The organism is Leptospira bouyouniensis, from assembly GCF_004769525.1.
GTDB classification, from domain to species: Bacteria; Spirochaetota; Leptospiria; order Leptospirales; family Leptospiraceae; genus Leptospira_A; species Leptospira_A bouyouniensis.
The window spans coordinates 126924-142827 of sequence record NZ_RQFT01000011.1 but is presented as its reverse complement, the minus strand read 5'-3'; the positions used below and the strand labels follow the sequence as shown (position 1 = coordinate 142827).

At 39.4% G+C, this 15904-nt stretch carries 19 protein-coding genes and 2 tRNA genes; 8 read left to right on the top strand and 13 right to left on the bottom strand.

The features are described from left to right. Positions 1-149: 149 nt before the first annotated feature. A tRNA-Leu gene (locus tag EHQ43_RS12330) sits at positions 150-233 on the bottom strand. A 15-nt stretch (positions 234-248) separates the two neighbouring features. Continuing rightward, positions 249-319, bottom strand: a tRNA-Cys gene (locus tag EHQ43_RS12325). 133 nt (positions 320-452) lie between these two features. Between EHQ43_RS12325 and EHQ43_RS12320 the strand changes: the two genes are divergently transcribed. After that, entirely contained in the window at positions 453-878 is a 426-nt protein-coding gene (locus EHQ43_RS12320) for an LIMLP_04285 family protein (protein ID WP_135741914.1), read from the top strand. Between the two features lie 56 nt (positions 879-934). Here EHQ43_RS12320 and guaA read toward each other — a convergent pair whose 3' ends face one another. Next, positions 935-2734, bottom strand: coding sequence for a glutamine-hydrolyzing GMP synthase (gene guaA / locus EHQ43_RS12315; RefSeq protein ID WP_135754087.1), 1800 nt, complete (start codon positions 2732-2734; stop codon positions 935-937). 42 nt (positions 2735-2776) lie between these two features. On the opposite strand from guaA, the gene queF reads away from it, so the two are divergent. Genes queF through EHQ43_RS12300 form a run of 3 tightly spaced genes read left to right on the top strand, consistent with a single transcriptional unit; the run spans position 2777 to position 3651 of the window. Continuing rightward, positions 2777-3178 (top strand): preQ(1) synthase, encoded by a 402-nt coding sequence (queF, locus tag EHQ43_RS12310; protein WP_135741912.1) that lies wholly within the window; start codon positions 2777-2779, stop codon positions 3176-3178. Then, a complete protein-coding gene (locus EHQ43_RS12305; RefSeq protein ID WP_135771360.1) occupies positions 3179-3436 on the top strand; it encodes a SemiSWEET transporter in 258 nt (85 codons plus the stop codon). Then, a complete protein-coding gene (locus tag EHQ43_RS12300) occupies positions 3433-3651 on the top strand; it encodes a ferredoxin (RefSeq protein ID WP_135741910.1) in 219 nt (72 codons plus the stop codon). Before EHQ43_RS12305 ends, EHQ43_RS12300 begins: the two co-directional genes overlap by 4 nt. Before the next feature lie 9 nt (positions 3652-3660). Here the strand turns inward: EHQ43_RS12300 and EHQ43_RS12295 are convergent, their stop codons facing one another. After that, positions 3661-4545 (bottom strand): LysR family transcriptional regulator, encoded by an 885-nt coding sequence (locus tag EHQ43_RS12295; protein WP_135771359.1) that lies wholly within the window; start codon positions 4543-4545, stop codon positions 3661-3663. Between the two features lie 137 nt (positions 4546-4682). Between EHQ43_RS12295 and EHQ43_RS12290 the strand changes: the two genes are divergently transcribed. Continuing rightward, positions 4683-5351 carry a type 1 glutamine amidotransferase domain-containing protein gene (locus EHQ43_RS12290; RefSeq protein WP_135754085.1) on the top strand — a complete coding sequence of 223 codons (669 nt, stop codon included), beginning with the start codon at positions 4683-4685 and terminating at the stop codon, positions 5349-5351. 31 nt (positions 5352-5382) lie between these two features. Here the strand turns inward: EHQ43_RS12290 and EHQ43_RS12285 are convergent, their stop codons facing one another. The 7 genes from EHQ43_RS12285 to EHQ43_RS12255 form a co-directional block, all read right to left on the bottom strand. Continuing rightward, a complete protein-coding gene (locus tag EHQ43_RS12285) occupies positions 5383-6810 on the bottom strand; it encodes an alkaline phosphatase family protein (protein WP_135771358.1) in 1428 nt (475 codons plus the stop codon). 22 nt (positions 6811-6832) lie between these two features. Next, positions 6833-7858, bottom strand: a complete 1026-nt coding sequence (fliM, locus tag EHQ43_RS12280) for a flagellar motor switch protein FliM (protein WP_002974265.1) — start codon at positions 7856-7858, stop codon at positions 6833-6835. Beyond that, the gene (locus EHQ43_RS12275; protein ID WP_135771357.1) at positions 7855-8841 is read right to left on the bottom strand and encodes a hypothetical protein; all 987 of its coding nucleotides are present in this window, start codon (positions 8839-8841) and stop codon (positions 7855-7857) included. The genes fliM and EHQ43_RS12275 overlap by 4 nt, the downstream gene beginning before the upstream one ends. 67 nt (positions 8842-8908) lie before the next feature. After that, the gene (locus tag EHQ43_RS12270; protein WP_135741905.1) at positions 8909-9511 is read right to left on the bottom strand and encodes a hypothetical protein; all 603 of its coding nucleotides are present in this window, start codon (positions 9509-9511) and stop codon (positions 8909-8911) included. Continuing rightward, on the bottom strand, positions 9508-10389 hold the full coding sequence (locus EHQ43_RS12265) for a peptidylprolyl isomerase (RefSeq protein ID WP_135754082.1): 882 nt from the start codon (positions 10387-10389) through the stop codon (positions 9508-9510). Before EHQ43_RS12265 ends, EHQ43_RS12270 begins: the two co-directional genes overlap by 4 nt. Positions 10390-10391: 2 nt before the next feature. Next, complete coding sequence (gene argH, locus EHQ43_RS12260) at positions 10392-11822, bottom strand: argininosuccinate lyase (RefSeq protein WP_135771356.1); 1431 nt, start codon at positions 11820-11822, stop codon at positions 10392-10394. Further along, positions 11819-12247 (bottom strand): heme-binding domain-containing protein, encoded by a 429-nt coding sequence (locus tag EHQ43_RS12255; protein WP_135741902.1) that lies wholly within the window; start codon positions 12245-12247, stop codon positions 11819-11821. Before EHQ43_RS12255 ends, argH begins: the two co-directional genes overlap by 4 nt. 95 nt (positions 12248-12342) lie before the next feature. Between EHQ43_RS12255 and EHQ43_RS12250 the strand changes: the two genes are divergently transcribed. The 3 genes from EHQ43_RS12250 (at position 12343) to EHQ43_RS12240 (ending at position 14733) form a co-directional block, all read left to right on the top strand. Then, a complete protein-coding gene (locus tag EHQ43_RS12250; protein WP_135742475.1) occupies positions 12343-12798 on the top strand; it encodes an NfeD family protein in 456 nt (151 codons plus the stop codon). 92 nt (positions 12799-12890) lie between these two features. Next, positions 12891-13811, top strand: coding sequence for an SPFH domain-containing protein (locus EHQ43_RS12245; protein ID WP_135741901.1), 921 nt, complete (start codon positions 12891-12893; stop codon positions 13809-13811). 1 nt (position 13812) lies between these two features. After that, positions 13813-14733 (top strand): SPFH domain-containing protein, encoded by a 921-nt coding sequence (locus EHQ43_RS12240; protein ID WP_135741900.1) that lies wholly within the window; start codon positions 13813-13815, stop codon positions 14731-14733. Between the two features lie 17 nt (positions 14734-14750). Here EHQ43_RS12240 and EHQ43_RS12235 read toward each other — a convergent pair whose 3' ends face one another. Both EHQ43_RS12235 and EHQ43_RS12230 read right to left on the bottom strand, forming a co-directional pair. After that, positions 14751-15218 (bottom strand): RNHCP domain-containing protein, encoded by a 468-nt coding sequence (locus EHQ43_RS12235; RefSeq protein ID WP_135771355.1) that lies wholly within the window; start codon positions 15216-15218, stop codon positions 14751-14753. A 191-nt stretch (positions 15219-15409) separates the two neighbouring features. Continuing rightward, entirely contained in the window at positions 15410-15865 is a 456-nt protein-coding gene (locus EHQ43_RS12230; RefSeq protein WP_135771354.1) for a GNAT family N-acetyltransferase, read from the bottom strand. Positions 15866-15904 lie beyond the last annotated feature (39 nt).

Here is a 15904-nt window from a genome sequence, read left to right as displayed (position 1 = left end):
CCCGTCCTACTCTCGACTTCGGACATCCTGTCCTCAGCAAAATGGCTTTACGGTCTAACCACCTTGGCTATGTGGCCAACTTCGCCTCAGGCTTCCGCCAAGCCGTCGCCGGGTCGCTACGTTTTTTTGACTCGCAATCGTTCGAATCATACCTGGAGCGGGAATCGAACCCGCACGGGATTACTCCCACAGGATTTTAAGTCCTGTGTGTCTACCAGTTCCACCATCCAGGCGTATGTTGTAAGACTAGGCGTCGGCCGGATTCGAACCGGCGGTCAAGCTTTTGCAGAGCCATGCCTTACCACTTGGCCACGACGCCAATCGTGACTTTGGATAGGCTAAAATAGGAAGGCTTGGTGTCAAATGGAAACTGAATTCACTTTTCATCGGATTGTAACAATTCTTCCAAAAATGAAATTGCTTGCTTCATTTTTCCAAAGTGCAGTGCAAATATGAAGCTCCAAAAATTTGTTTTTGTAACAATTTTATCATTTTCCCTCCATTCTTTACTTGCTGATACTGTTAAAGTCAAAGCCACTAAGGAAGTATTAGAAAACGTCAAAACTTCCACTCCCACAGCAAACTATGTTTTAGTTGAATCGAGTGATGGCACCAAACAAGCGTTTAAGAAAAATGCAGTGGAAGTTACATCCCTTCCTATCCAATGGGAAACTCCGAAAGAAGAAGAGAAACCAGGTTTTTTTTCCGGATTATTTGCTTCCAAAGAAAAAACGGAAGGGACAAACACTGCTGATACAAATGCCCCTGCAGAAAAAGTAGATCCAAAAGCAGAAGAAGAAAATAAAGGTTTTTTTGCAAAACGCCTTCCTGAACTCACAATGGGTGGAATGGCAATTTTGTGGATCCTACTCCCTTAATGGGAAGTAGGAAATTTCAATCACGTTTCCTATCCATCAAAACTTATGACATTCCCCTATTCCCATTCAATGGTGCCAGGTGGTTTGTGAGTTAGATCATACATCACAAGAGAAATTTGTGGGAGTTCCAAAAGTTCTTTTGTGATCCTAGCTAAAATTGTACGGTCCATTTGGTAAAAATTAGCAGTCATTGCTTCCGTTGATTCCACGGGCCTAAGTACCACTCCATAAGAATTCTCTCGTAAACCAACTGGTACAAGAACCACTGGCATTTGCCAAATTTCATTATGGATCGACTCGTCATAAAGGATTTGGTTCACAATCGCATCCGCTTCTCTTAAAATGTCTGCATGTGTTTTGTCTAATGTGAGTTTTGTGTAGAAGAATTCCTTTTCAAAATGAGTAATTCCAGGTGCGAGAACCACTCGGTTGATTTCTTTCCGAGTATTCGTAATCTCTACGGACAATTCATCTAATTCCTTCCAATCAGATGTAAAATCACTGAGAACGGCACAATGGGCATAACTCCTTTGGTCTCCTTGCACACCCACAGATAGGATTGGTAAAATTTGGATTTCTGCTTTTGGTAATTTTTCCTTCCAAAGGTTAAAATCAATTTTAGGAGGATTTGTTTTCGGACTTGCGATCATACGTACAACAAGTCCCGGTCCTGGGAAAGGATGGCGTTCAATCCACCTTTCAGGCAGTCCGAGTTTTCTACCTAAATCTCGGACTTCATCCTTGTATAAATCAGCGATTGGTTCGACAATTTTACCTTCTCGGATGAGGGCTTCAATTTGAGGAACTCGGTTGTGGTGGGTTTTGATTTTATGTGAATGTTTGGTTCCACCTGACTCAATTGTATCTGGGTAAATGGTCCCTTGTCCAAGTAACCAGTGTTCGGCGTCAAGTCCAAGAGATGTCGTAGCTTTCCCCTGTGCTTCCAAAAACAAGTCCCCTACAATTCTTCTTTTTTTCTCTGGTTCAAATTCATTTTGTAAGTGTTTGTAAAAAACTTCACTTTCATCCCAAATGGTAAGGTCAAATCCCACATGGTGCAAATTATCCATCAGGTCTTTTACTTCATTTTTACGCATAAACCCTGTATCGACAAGTAAACCCTTCACACGGTCTTTACCGAGAGCTTTCGCCAGTAATAGGTAAGCAACTGAGGAATCTACACCACCCGAAACGAGTAAAAATACATTTTTCCCTTCAGGGACTTTTTTTTGTAAGGTTTGGATTTGTTCTTCTAGGAATTGAGAGATACTCCAAGAGCTAGATGCCCCACATAACTCGACAAAGTTTCTAAGTAAAATTTCTCCTTCATCTGAATGAGTCACTTCTGGATGGAATTGGATACCGAAGAGTTTTTTGGAAGGATGAGATACGAACGCATAACGACAATGATCCGATTGTGCAACGACTTGGAAGTCATTTGGCAAACGTACCACTTCATCACCATGGCTCATCCAAACTTTTGTTTTGAGAGAAAGTGATTTGGATAACGGAGAGTTTGAATTTTGAATTTCAAGGATGGCTGGCCCGTATTCTTTTGTATTCGCAGAAACTACTTCGCCACCAAGTGTCTTCATCATGAGTTGGTGACCGTAACAAATCCCAAGGATCGGAACGGAGATTTCAAAAAAACCACTGGGTAACAAAGGGGCTCCCGATTCATACACACTACTGGGCCCACCAGAAAGGATGATTCCTGCATAAGATTCGTAAAGAGACAACGGTTCTTCGTTCGAAAGGATTTCTGTGTAAGCTCCTAACCGACGAATCCGAGAAGCTATGAGGTGTGCGTATTGGCCACCGAAATCAATGACTGCGATTTTTTTATCACTTTTCATGGGATGGTTCCAAAATATTTTTGTTAATGTCGGGGTAAACAAATGTCGGAAAAAAAATCAGAATCTTCTTATGAGGACAAACAAGACCATATCCCGTCATGGTCCACACCTCCCATTGATTGGTTTGCCAATGTCTATGCTGGCAAAGAATACAATATCGAGTTTACTATCCCTGAATTCACTGCCGTTTGCCCAAAAACTGGTCTCCCAGACTTTGGCACGATCTATATTGAATACATTCCACGGGACAAATGTGTCGAATTGAAGTCCCTAAAAGAGTACATGATGGCTTACCGCAACGTTGGGATTTTCCACGAAAACGTAGTCAATAAAATCCTCGAAGATTTTGTCGGAGCGGTTGATCCCATGTATGTAAAAGTGATCGGTGATTATAATGTGCGTGGCGGCGTGAAAACCGTTGTGAAGCGAGAGTACAAAGCCTAAATGGAAAACGTAATCGGGTATGTGGCTGCTTTTTTAACCACTGTTTCTTTTTTACCCCAAGTCTTACGTGTGGTAATGACAAAACAAACAAGGGATATCAGTCGGAATATGTACATTATGTTTTTTTTTGGTGTGGTTTTGTGGTTTGTATATGGGATTTTAAAATCAGATTTCCCCATCATCCTCGCCAATATCGTCACATTATTTTTTGTAAGCATTATCTTATATTATAAACTCACAGAAGGAAAACAAACATGAGAAAGGCTTATGTAGATAAAGACAATTGTACTTCCTGCAACCAATGCGCTGATAATTTACCAAAATACTTCATGATGGATGAAGACGATTTGTCTCAAACCCATCTAGCGGGATCATCCATCAATGATGCAATGATCCCCGACGAAGATGAAAAAAAGGTGCAAAAGGAAATGGATGAGTGCCCGGGCGAATGTATCCATTGGAAAAAACACTAAACCAAACGATTAGGCATTCATCCAATTGCTAAAAGTTTGAAAATTTTCTTCTAAAAAATCAACATCTTCTTCTCGACTAACAAGATATAGTTGATTTTCAAAACCATGGCATTCTCTATCATTCATGTATAAAGTTGATTTTTTACCAAGTAAATAGGTAGGCAATACAGAAACACCTCTGCCAAATTCCAATGCAGTTCTGATATCATGAAGGTTCGGTAAAACAGAATATTCTTTTAATTTTGGCCGAGAATCAAAGTTCACTTTCCAAAACCTGCGAACAATTGCCAAATCTTCACTGTAGACAAACCAATGTTGATTTTCCATCCAAGTTTGGATTTTTTCCATTTTAGGTTTTGATTGGCCACGAAACGGAAAATCGCCTTCTAAACTAATGGACTTCGAGGCTACAAATACAAATTTTTCCTTATATAATTCTTCTAATAAAATACCAGGAACATTTAACTTTTGGTTACTTATCATTAAATCGATTTCTTTTTTTTCCAACGCATCCAAAAGATCCGGTGGGTGACCATACTGGACGTGAAAACCTTCACCAGATTTGGAAAGTTTTGGCAAAATTGTTTCTAAAAAAATCTCTTTGGCAGAACCAACCTTTAACCTGCGGATTGTACCTTGTGGTTTTAATTGCCCTTCCATTCTTTCCAATTCTTCAATTGGGCCTGCAATTTGAACATACAACCGTTTGGCGGCATCAGTTGGGATTAAATCTCTAGATGTGCGGCGAAATAAAACTTCTTTTCTATGCCTTTCCAATGATTGTAAATGCAAACTCAGTGCAGGTTGGGACAAACCAAGGATTTTTCCTGCCTTTGTGAGATTTCTTTCGCGATAAATGCAATAAAAACTTTGGTACAATTCGATTGGATTCATTCTGGTATAATATTTTTAATACCTATATATAAACTCCATCATTATTATAATAACAAGTTTCCCTTGTCTAAAAAATCAGGTAGCGAAAAAATTTTCCTATCGCAGGATTTTGAAACATCAAACAAAACGAGGATCTTATGAAAAAAGTATTATTTGTATTAACAAGCCATGGAGAAAAGGGGAATGCTGGCTCCACCGGTTACCATTTGGGCGAGGTAGCTCACCCTTGGAAGGTCTTACATGATGCCGGTGTGGAAATGGATTTGATCAGTCCGAAAGGAGGAGAACCACCTGTGGATGGATTTGATTTGTTGGACATTGCCAATAATGAATTTTGGAACCACCCTGTGTACAAGGAAAAACGAATCCATACCAAAACTCCAAAAGAAATAAATGTAAGTGAATACTCTGCCATCTATTTTGCGGGTGGGCATGGAACCATGTGGGATTTTCCAAACAATCAAGAACTCCAAGACCTTACTCGAACAATCTATGAGTCGGGAGGAATTGTGGGCGCTGTTTGTCACGGACCCTCGGCTCTTGTCAATGTCACTTTGTCCGATGGTTCCAAACTCATTGCCGGAAAACGAGTGAATGGATTTTCCAATGAGGAAGAAGAAATCGTGAAATTAGAAGGAGTGGTTCCCTTTCTTTTGGAGGACAAACTAATTGCGAGTGGTGGAAAGTATTCCAAATCTGCTCCTTGGAACTCACACGTTGAAGTGGACGAAAGGCTTGTGACTGGGCAAAACCCACAATCGGCAAAGGCTGTGGGTGAAGCGATTCTAAGATTATTAAAAAATTAAGGTACAATCATCCGACTGAATCCGTTTGATTTTAAATTTTATCAGGGTTTTGTGGGACACGGAACCCTTTTTCTTTTTTCTCTTTCAGACCTAACATTGTTTTAACAATGTCATATACATCTTTTACTGATTGGAATTTGTGTTTGTATCCAGTGGGGTCATAAACAAATCCAATGGTTTTCATTTCAGAGTTTTGATTCCAATACCCATGACCATGGATTTTAGTTTGTGATTTGGAAAACACCTCTCCCTTTCTTGTTCCACTAAAAAACATAGCTTGTTTTGTCAAAAAAAGTCCCAAGGCATTCGGATGGATTTGGGAACCAATCCAATTGTTATTGGTTGCAGGAAACCACTCTGCGCCTGGGCAAATGGTTTCAATTTCTGAAACAATGGATTGGATTTCTTCTTCGCGAATGGTAACATTGGGAGCAGCTAAAAGTAAGGATGTTCCCCCTGCACTTTTAAACGTCAGTTGGTATGTTCCCATTTCATCACTGATGTACCCTTTGTTTTTTAATACCACATTTGGAGCACAAATCTCCTCAGCGGAACTAAATCCATGATCGGAAACAATGAGAATGGCTGGGCCTTTGGGCGAAAATGCCCCAACTGAAGTTAAAAACTGAGAGATGGCATTGTCCAATTCCGAAAGTCGAGTCAGAGCTTTTTCTGAGTTTGGACCATAAGCATGGTGATTTGAATCTAAATCAGTTGTGTATACAAACATTAGAGTTGGTTTTTTGGTTTGGAATAACCAAGTTGCCGTTTTTAATTTCAGTTCATCTTTAGTGACATCATTTAGGGGAGCACCAACCGCAATTTCTGCCTCTTTGTGTAATCCTTTTGTCGAAAGCACTCGCAGTAGTTTGTCATCTTCAGGGATTTTTTTTCGCCAAAATTGGGGCAAATTCCATTGGATATCTGCTCCCACAGTCACCGGCCAAAACACATTGGCTGTCGTTTTACGATTTTTTTTTGCTAAATCCCAAAGGGTAGGAACCAAAATATCCTCTGCATACCACTTCCAACCCCCATCATTTTTATCAAAAGGATCAGATAAGGTATTGTTATAGATTCCATGGATAGCAGGTTCTTTTCCTGTTACCATAGACGTATGTGCTGGGTATGTCACCGATGGATTGACCGTTTCAATTTCCGATACCCCATACTTCTGAAAGAGTGCTGCTAATTTTGGAAAGTAGGAATGGTATTTAGGATTTGACCAGTAATAAGCAGGGAAACCATCAATGGACAAAATGATTGTTTGGCGAATCTCGGTTTGATTACTCGGAGACTTTTTTTTGAGAGGGATTTTCGATTTTGTTTCCAATGCATGAAAACTTAGAAAATAAACAAAGAATCCAAACATTAAAACTGAAATTTGCCCGTTCCTTAGGGAATTTAATAAATTTCCAAAAGCGGGCAATTTTACAATCAAAGAATTTTTTATTCGCATAAACTCTGTTTAGCGAAATAGTTTAGTATTCTTGTTCTGATCTTGTCGATCCAAGGAGTTCGTCTGGAATGTCCTCAATGCTATCTCCAATTTGGATAGCAAGACGATTTCCCACTCGACCAGGTGTCGCTTTAAACTTGCTACGATCCCCTACTTTTACCATCAGATCCGTTTTAATCGGTGTATTCTCCAATTTGATCACATCACCTACATGTAAATTCATAAGATCATTCAAAGAGATGTCCACACTTCCCACTTCCGAGATAAGAGGGATTTTCACTTGGTCGAGACGTTCCTGGATGACAGCACGGTTTTCGTCCACTTCCCCTTTTCGAATCGAGGAATACCAATACTGTGCTGAAAGTTTATTAATGATTGGTTCAATGGTGATGTATGGGATACAAAGGTTTGTCATCCCCTCCACTTCCCCCACCTTTGTTTCAAGGGTAATTAATACCACCATGTCATTTGGGGGAACGACCTGCGCAAACTGTGGGTTTGTTTCGATGTTTCCAAGCCTTGGTCGAAGGTCAATCACCGTTGACCAGGACTCTCGTAAGTTTCCGAGGATCCTAACTATAATTCCTTCCATAACCGACAACTCGATATCAGAAAGTTCCCGGTTCACCTTGGAAGACTCACCCTTACCACCAAACAGACGATCAATGATAGTAAAGGAAATCGATGGGTCAATTTCCAAAATGGCAGATCCACGAAGTGGGTCCATATTGATCACAGCAAGAGTGGTGGGATTCGGAATGGATCGGATGAATTCTTCATAGGTCAACTGGTCAACCGAAGCCACGTGCACCACGACAAGGGCTCGCAGCTGTGCCGAGAGGCCAGTCGTTGCCAAACGAGCGAAGGTCTCGTGCATCATTTGCAATGTACGAATTTGGTCTTTTGAAAATTTATCTGGCCGTTTAAAGTCGTAAATTTTGACTTTCTTTTGTTCCCCAACGGACGAGTATTCATCCTCCGAAACTTCTCCAGAAGAGATGGCATTTAACAGGGCATCAATTTCGTCTTGGGAAAGGATTTCCGTCATTTTTTTACCTTTACGAGTAAGTTTTTAATTTGCCAAAATCCAACACGGCTTCCTTCTTCTTGTCGCAAGGTGTATATATATTCGTACCTTGTTTTGAACCGACCCATCATTCTTTCTACATATACCTGAACTCTTGCATCTCGTTTGGATGGATAGTCCACATTCATCACTTTAAAGTATTTTAAAGTACCAGACGGTGACTCCGTCAAATATTCTTTAAAATCTTCGATGATGGTTTCCTGTTCTCCAATGTTTGCTTCGGCATAAGCGCTACTATAACGATCATATGCTAAGATGTATTCTGAAAAATCGATCCATTTAAAATGGTATTCCCATCTTTTTTTCATCTCTGCACCGAGGAATAAAAAGATAATCTCTTCAGGGGAAAGGCCACTACTTTCGGTCAACTGGCGACCCGCTGATTCTTTTCGCTCTACTTTTGAATTTTGGAAAAGGAAACCAACCGTATTTTGTGAACGTAAGAAAGCAGATTTATCTTCTGTATAATTGGGATAAAAATAACCCGTGATATAAAATTTTTGGTCGGGTAAAAAACGGTAGTGTTCATCCAAATAAATGGTTTTGGAGAACGATTCGTTTCGGTGTAGGCTTACTTCTTTATTTTCATCTCCCACTAAATTAACAATCGTCGTCCTACGTTTCAGGATTGGATCAGGGAAATCTGGATCTTCGATAGGTGTCAAAATTCTATCATTCACATCTTTTACAATGATTTGAAACGAATAACGAAAATCAAATGACGGGAAAATGCGCACTACTTCTTTTCCTGTATTGGTCACAGTGAATGTGAGAGGGATTCTTTCGCCTGCTTCATAACTTCTTTTGGTAAGGTTTAGGCTAATCTTTGATTGTAAGGCGACAAAATTATCAATCCTTTCTCCCCGGGCATCTCTGTCTGGAAATGCAAAAAGGGAAAAAGAAAGGAAAGTTCCCAAAAGTATGAAGGTTTGGAGAGAGCGCATTCACTATTCAATTTCGGCAATGCTTCGAATTTTCGACAGAAAAATTAGAGGAAATTAGGTGGGGTTTTTACGCACCAAAGCCTAATTTTGCTTCATCAAGGATATAATTTGCAATGCGAATCAGGCGGGTCATCACTGATCCAAGTTTTTTGTACTGGTAATAATTTTCCCGTTGTTTATCCAAATGTGGTTCGATCAAGGCCACTGTTTTTGAAGCAAGTTTCAGGTTTTTGATCTCGTTATCTGTCATTCCATAAAGGTTTGCTTCTGACACAAATCGATTCAGCTCTTTCACCAAACTTTCATCGGTTAAATCTTGTATTTCGAAAACTTTTTCAATCTTTAAGATAAAATCAGTGAGTGTCCTTTTGATTTTGGCTTCTTCTTCTGTTGGTCTTTTTTTTGAGGTGACTTGGTTTAAAGCCTCGTATTTTTCCAATGCAGTTTCATACAATTGGTTCATCTTGGCTTTTTGGCCCAAATTGAAGCTGATAAAACTGAGTAAACCTACGAAGGTATCGGGATATCGATTGATTCCACCAATTTCATCCAAGGCATTGGCAAAGGCTTCCTCGTTATGAGGGACGGTCGTAATGAATTTTAACACAGGTTCTACTGAAGAACCTGATGTATATTTTTGTATGACCTCTATGCCTTCTAAGTAGTTCATTGTCGTTTGTCGATTATGAGAACTTTCCGAATCGTTGTTTGTAAGTTACCTTTTTCGATGATTCGGTCAAGTACATCATAACCTGTGATCAAAAAACCAAACACTGTATGGATTCCATCTAAATGAGGAGTATCCACCTGGTTGATGAAAAATTGAGAACCGTTAGTATTAGGACCAGAATTTGCCATTGCAAGCGCACCACGTGTCGCTTTTTTACTAGGGACAACTTCATTAAATCGGTATCCCACCCGGTAGAGCACTTCTAACACAGGAAGTTCCATTGCCTCTTGGTAGGCCTTTTCCACTTCCGTTCTTTTTTCTTCAAATTCTTGCCGGGATTTGATATTGAATTCGGATAAAACAGCTCTTTGTAATTGTGCTTGGTAGGCAGGGGCATCTTTGATTTTTAATTTGTCCAAACCCAGCGCTTTTCCATTGATTTCATCTTCAAATTGAAACCCAGGTCCTCCTGTCCCGTCCCCTCTTGGACAACCACCTTGCGCCATAAAATTTTCAATCACACGGTGGAATTTGAGACCATCATAAAAAGGTCGTTTTTCTGTCCCTTTCTCAGTTCTAAACTCTTTTTCGCCTTGGGCAAGATCGATAAAATTCTGAACTGTTTTAGGAGCAGCTTCATCATATAATTCGAGGACAAGGTCACCTTGTGTGGTTTGGATTACAGCATAAATAGCAGCTTTTTCTGGCAACTTAACGGTTGTTTGGTCAACCCTTTTCACATTCACCTTTGCCGGGGTATAAGTTACCGGTTCGTAAGTGATTTTTTTAAACGTTTGGTCACTACAGAATACGGTTTGGCTCAGGAAAAGAAAAGCAAGTGCTAGGGTTTTGATATGGAGTAAAAAGAATTGTTTCATAGTCATTGATTCCCTTTGGATTCTATTTTTTTTAATTTTTTGGTCAATTCGTTTAACTTTGTTTTGGCTCGTTTGATTTGTTCTTTCTGTCTAGGAAGCGCAGTCCCGCCGAAGACATCTTTTTTGTCACAAGATGTTTCGAGTGAAATTGCAGCTTCATAACCGGGGTCGGTTAAAACAGCGTGGATTTGCCCTCTTTCTCCGCTTGGGATTGTAAATAGATCATAACCTTTTGTCGAACAAAGTTTTACGAGTTCGCCTACAATTTCATGTGCAGAACGGAAAGGGATTCCTTTTCCACTCACAAGCCAATCTGCAAGGTCAGTGGCGGTCGAAAATCCATTCCGTAAACTTCTGGTGGCATTTTCAGGATAAATTTGGATCCCCTCCACCATATCTCGAATCCCTTCTGTACAAATTTTAATCTGTTTTACTGTATCAAAAAGTGGGATTTTGTCCTCTTGGAAATCTCTATTATAGGAGAGAGGTGTTCCTTTTAACATCACAAGTAAATGAGTGAGGTTTCCAATCACTCGACCCGCTTTGCCACGAATGAGTTCTGCCACGTCAGGATTTTTTTTCTGAGGCATGATGGAAGAACCAGTAGTTAGGTGGTCTGGTAATTTAAAATAACTAAATTCTTGGGAAGTATAAAGGATGATCTCTTCGCAAAATCTTGAGATATGGACCATAAATTGTGAAGAAACAAATAAAAATTTAAAGATATGATCCCTTTGGCTCACAGCATCAATCGAATTTTCAGACATCCGATTTAAGTTTAAGTCTTTTCTTAAAAACTCTCGATCCGTTTTATAATTCACACCCGCGAGTGCACCCGAACCTAAGACAAGTTCATCGGCCCTTTCAAATGCCGCAAAAAAATCTTCAAAGTCTCTAACATTTGCCCAAAAATGAGATAAAAAATAATGTGAGGCTCTTATTGGTTGGGCAATTTGTAAATGTGTATAACCTGGAATGATGGTTTTCGTATGGGCTTCTGCTTTTTTCACCCAGACATTTAATAAATCAATCATCAAAACCAAGATAGAATGGATTTCAGATTTGATGTAAAGACGTACATCCTGAGATACCTGGTCGTTTCGGCTTCGACCTGTATGGAGTTTTTTTCCTAAATCTCCGAGAAGTTCTGTTAGGCGAGACTCGATCGACATATGAATGTCTTCGTTTTCAATTTTAAATTCAAATTTTCCCGAATCAATTTCCTTTTTGATTTGGACAAGTCCCGTTTCGATTTTCCTTTGTTCCGATTCTGTTAGGATCCCAATTCGTTTTAACATCCGAGAATGGGAAATAGAACCTTCAATGTCATGACGATAAAGTTCTTGATCAAAGCTGATGGATTCACCAATTCGAATCATTAAAGAAGACGGAGCCGCATCAAAACGACCACCCCATAATTTTTTTTCTTTCATTCAGAATCCTCGCTGAACTCGTTTGCCCATCGTTTCAAAACCTCTTTGTCATTGTCTGATAGTTTCGCACTCGGATGCAGTAGGAGATAGTCTTTAGGTGGCATTTCACCTTCCTCAACTTGTTCCCAAACTTCATAGATTTTTTTCTTTTGTTTTCTCTCTGGCAATGTACCGAATTCTGAAAAATTCAGTTCTTCACGACCTTCCGAGACATGATTTGTAACCAAATAAGATACTGGAAAAACATAAGAATAAAAAGGCCAAACGGTTTCATTCGAATGGCAATCATAACAACTTCGTTTGAGTATGTTTTTGATTTCAAGTGTGGTAACGATTTCTGAAGTCACCGGAGGATTTTCTCGAGAAACTGGAAATAATTGAAAGAAAAGAAAAACGGATAATAAAAGATAAAAAATTCGTTTCACACAAGACAGGTTCTTTTTCCTATCCATTGAATCAAAGTATTATTTTTCTTGCCATGATCCCATTAGAACGGTCTACTTCCTTAGAGGTTCATACATTGGATTTTATTTTGGCTAACACTCCCTACCTTTGGATTATCATAGGAATCATCTTACTTTTTTCGGAATTCCTTTTGCCTGGAACCTTTGTCATGTTTTTAGGAGTTGGTGCTATTTTCACTGGGATTTTAACTAGATTGGTGCCTATGGATTTTTATACAGAAATCGTAGTTTGGGTTGTGACTAGTTTTGTTTCCATCATTCTTGGAGGATCCTTAGTCAAAAAATTTTTTAAATCCGAATCGAGTGTTGATCCCTTCGTCAAAGAAGATTTTTTAAATCAAATCGTACCTGTTGAGATTGATGTTTTAGTTGGACGCCACGGTGGCAAAATAAAATTCCAAGGAACTTTGTGGGATGCAATTTCTAAAGATTCCAAAATTCCCAAAGGAGAATACGTTCGAATTTTATCCCGAGAAAATTTGACCTTCACGGTAGAAAAAGTAGATTCATAAATCCAAACATTCATTTTTTTTAAGATCCAATAAAAAAACCCTTTTCTCTTTTGAAAGTCCATGTACTTTCAATCGTCACAGAGGAGGAATCTATGAACGAAGTTGTCATAATTGTATTTTTGGCAGTTGTTTATATCATCAAAAAAACAATCATCATCGTACCGGAACAAAGTGTTTATATCAAAGAAAGATTAGGGGTTTTGAATGGAGTTTTGAAATCGGGGTTTTATTTTATGATCCCTTTTGTTGATCAAATCCGTTACAGACAAAATCTAAAGGAACAAACCATTGATATTGACCCACAGGTTTGTATCACAAAAGACAACGTATCAGTTGAAGTTGATGGAGTTTTATATTTAAAAGTCATCGATGGAGAAAAGGCATCCTATGGAATCGATAATTTTATGTTAGCGACCACTCAGCTGGCACAAACCACTCTCCGATCCGAAATAGGAAAACTCATTTTTGATAACCTTCTCTCTGAACGTGATGAAATCAATGGTCGAGTCGTTTCAAATATAGATCGTGCGACTGACCCTTGGGGGATCAAAGTCACACGTTATGAAATTCGTAATATCACTCCTCCAAAACAAATTCTGATTGAGATGGAAAACCAAATGAAATCTGAACGAGAACGACGCGCTGAAATTACCATTTCCCAAGGGGAAAAAGAATCGCGAGTCAATCATTCCGTTGGGGAAAGGCAAGAATCAATCAATATCTCCGAAGGGGAAAAAATTCGATTGGTAAACGAAGCAGATGGACGAGCCCAAGAAATCACCCTCATTTCCAATGCCACTGCAAAAGGACTCCAACTTATATCCGAGGCCATCAGCAAAAAAGGTGGAAAAGAAGCTGTGAGTTTACAGATCACACAAGAGTATTTGGATGCGCTTGGACAAATCTTAAAAACTTCTAAGACAACCGTTGTACCTGAAACATTAGCCAATATCGGTGGAGTGTTCGAAGGTCTTTCCAAAATCACGACCAAAATCCCACAGGTAGGAGAATAACATGGAATTTGTTTATTTAGGTTTTTGGGCATCTGTTGCCATCTATTTAATTTATAAGATCTTTCGTTGTATCCGTATTATCCCCGCACAAGATGTACTCATTGTAGAACGATTGGGTAAATATTCGAGGTCCCTCCGAGCTGGATTTCATATCCTCATCCCTTTTATTGATCGTGATGCGTATTACCACACTTTGAAAGAACAATCAATTGATGTACAACCTCAAATTTGTATCACACATGATAACGTCCAAGTAAAAGTGGATGGAGTCATTTATTTAAAAATCATTGATCCAGTTAGAGCTTCTTATGGAATCGAAGACTTTCAGTTTGCAGCAATCCAACTTGCACAGACTACTATGCGTTCGGTGATTGGAACGATGGAACTTGACAAAACCATCGGAGAAAAAGATTTAATCAATTCAACGATCGTTGCTGCCATTGACCAAGCTTCAGAACCTTGGGGTATCAAAGTAAATCGTTATGAAATTTTGAACATCGTTCCACCTAAATCCGTGTTAGATGCCATGGAAAAAGAAAAAAAAGCACAAATTGCAAAACGATCCCAAGTCCTTTTGTCGGAAGGGGAAAGAGATGCAAGGATCAACCGTTCTCTTGGTTTCAAAGAAGAAGCCGTTAACAAATCAGAAGGGGAAAAACAACGTAGAATCAACTCTGCCGAAGGAAAAGCAACTGAGATTGAAGCACTTGCGGTGGCAACAGCCAAAGGGATTGAAGCCATTGCCGGTGCTATCTCTGACCAAGGTGGAGCCTCTGCGATCAAACTTCAAATCACGAAGGCGTTCATTCAAAACTTTTTGCATGTTGCCAAAGAAAGTACAGAAATTCTCATCCCAGCAGATGTGATGAATTTACCAACTCTCATAGCAAATCTTACAGAAGCAAAAAAACCAAAAACGTAAACATTCGCCCTGCAAAATTAATCCGGTGGATCTCCCACCGGATTTTCTGAAAACAATCGAAAACTTGGTTTTGCCATTGCCTGGGCTGCAAGCGATACAAGCAAAGCTTCATTGTCATCTGGTCCAATTCGATTCGCATGGATCACTCCACAACCCTTACATCGATGTAAAATCACCCATTCCCCTTTTCTCACCCAAATAGAAATCGCTTCCATTTTGCTACCACATGTTGCGGCACGGTCTCCAGGTGTATTGTCTAAGTGAAGGCTTGTAAGACAATTGGGACAATGGTTCCTTTGTTCGGTTCCAAATCCCGGAGGATTTACCATCTGTTTGCATTCGACACATCGGAACTCATTCGAATCAGAACGATATCGATGGGATTTTTTTTTGACCGAAGAGGAATGGATCTCCTCGTCTTCATTTTCAAAACGTTTTTTCTTCGTGAATTTTTGAAAATTCGTTAGTTCATTGTTACGTGACATGTCCAGTTTTTTGCGGCAAAACAAAAAGAGACACCAAAACAGTGGATGATTGGGAAATAGACCGCCTGTGCGAAGATAGCCGCCTCCTAATTGAATTTAGGCGGGGTATCCAAAACAAGTTCACCGTTTTGGCGGTCTACACAATGGCTAGAGTTAACATATTGACAATCTGAATTCTAGGGAAAACTCCGTCAAGGAGAATTGTTTGTCAATTTTTTGCAGAGGAAATAACAATTTTGGCCTTTTGGGTAATCTGGAATTTTTCCTACTTCCTCATACCCAAGTTTTGTATAAAACTTGGGAGCTTGGAATCCAAAAGAATACCCAAACACAAGAGTGGCTCCTAATTTTATCGCTTCCAATTCAATTTGTTTGAGAAGTTTGGTTCCCAAATCTTGTCCTCGTTTTTCTTCGGCTACCCACAATAGTTGCAAGTTCAATCCCTTAAAGAATAAATAACAAAGGGATGCTGCGATTAGAGTCTCCCCTTCTTTCACGAGGATGGCAAAAAATTCTTTTGATTCTAAATTCTTATCACCTAACTTAGATACGCTAAAATCATGTAACCGATTCCATAGGTCTTCTTGTAACGATTCTTGCGGATTCGTGATTCGTTCGATTGTAAAACCATGACCAATTGATTCCAATGTTAAAATATCCTAACTTCAAAATCAAATGTCATCATG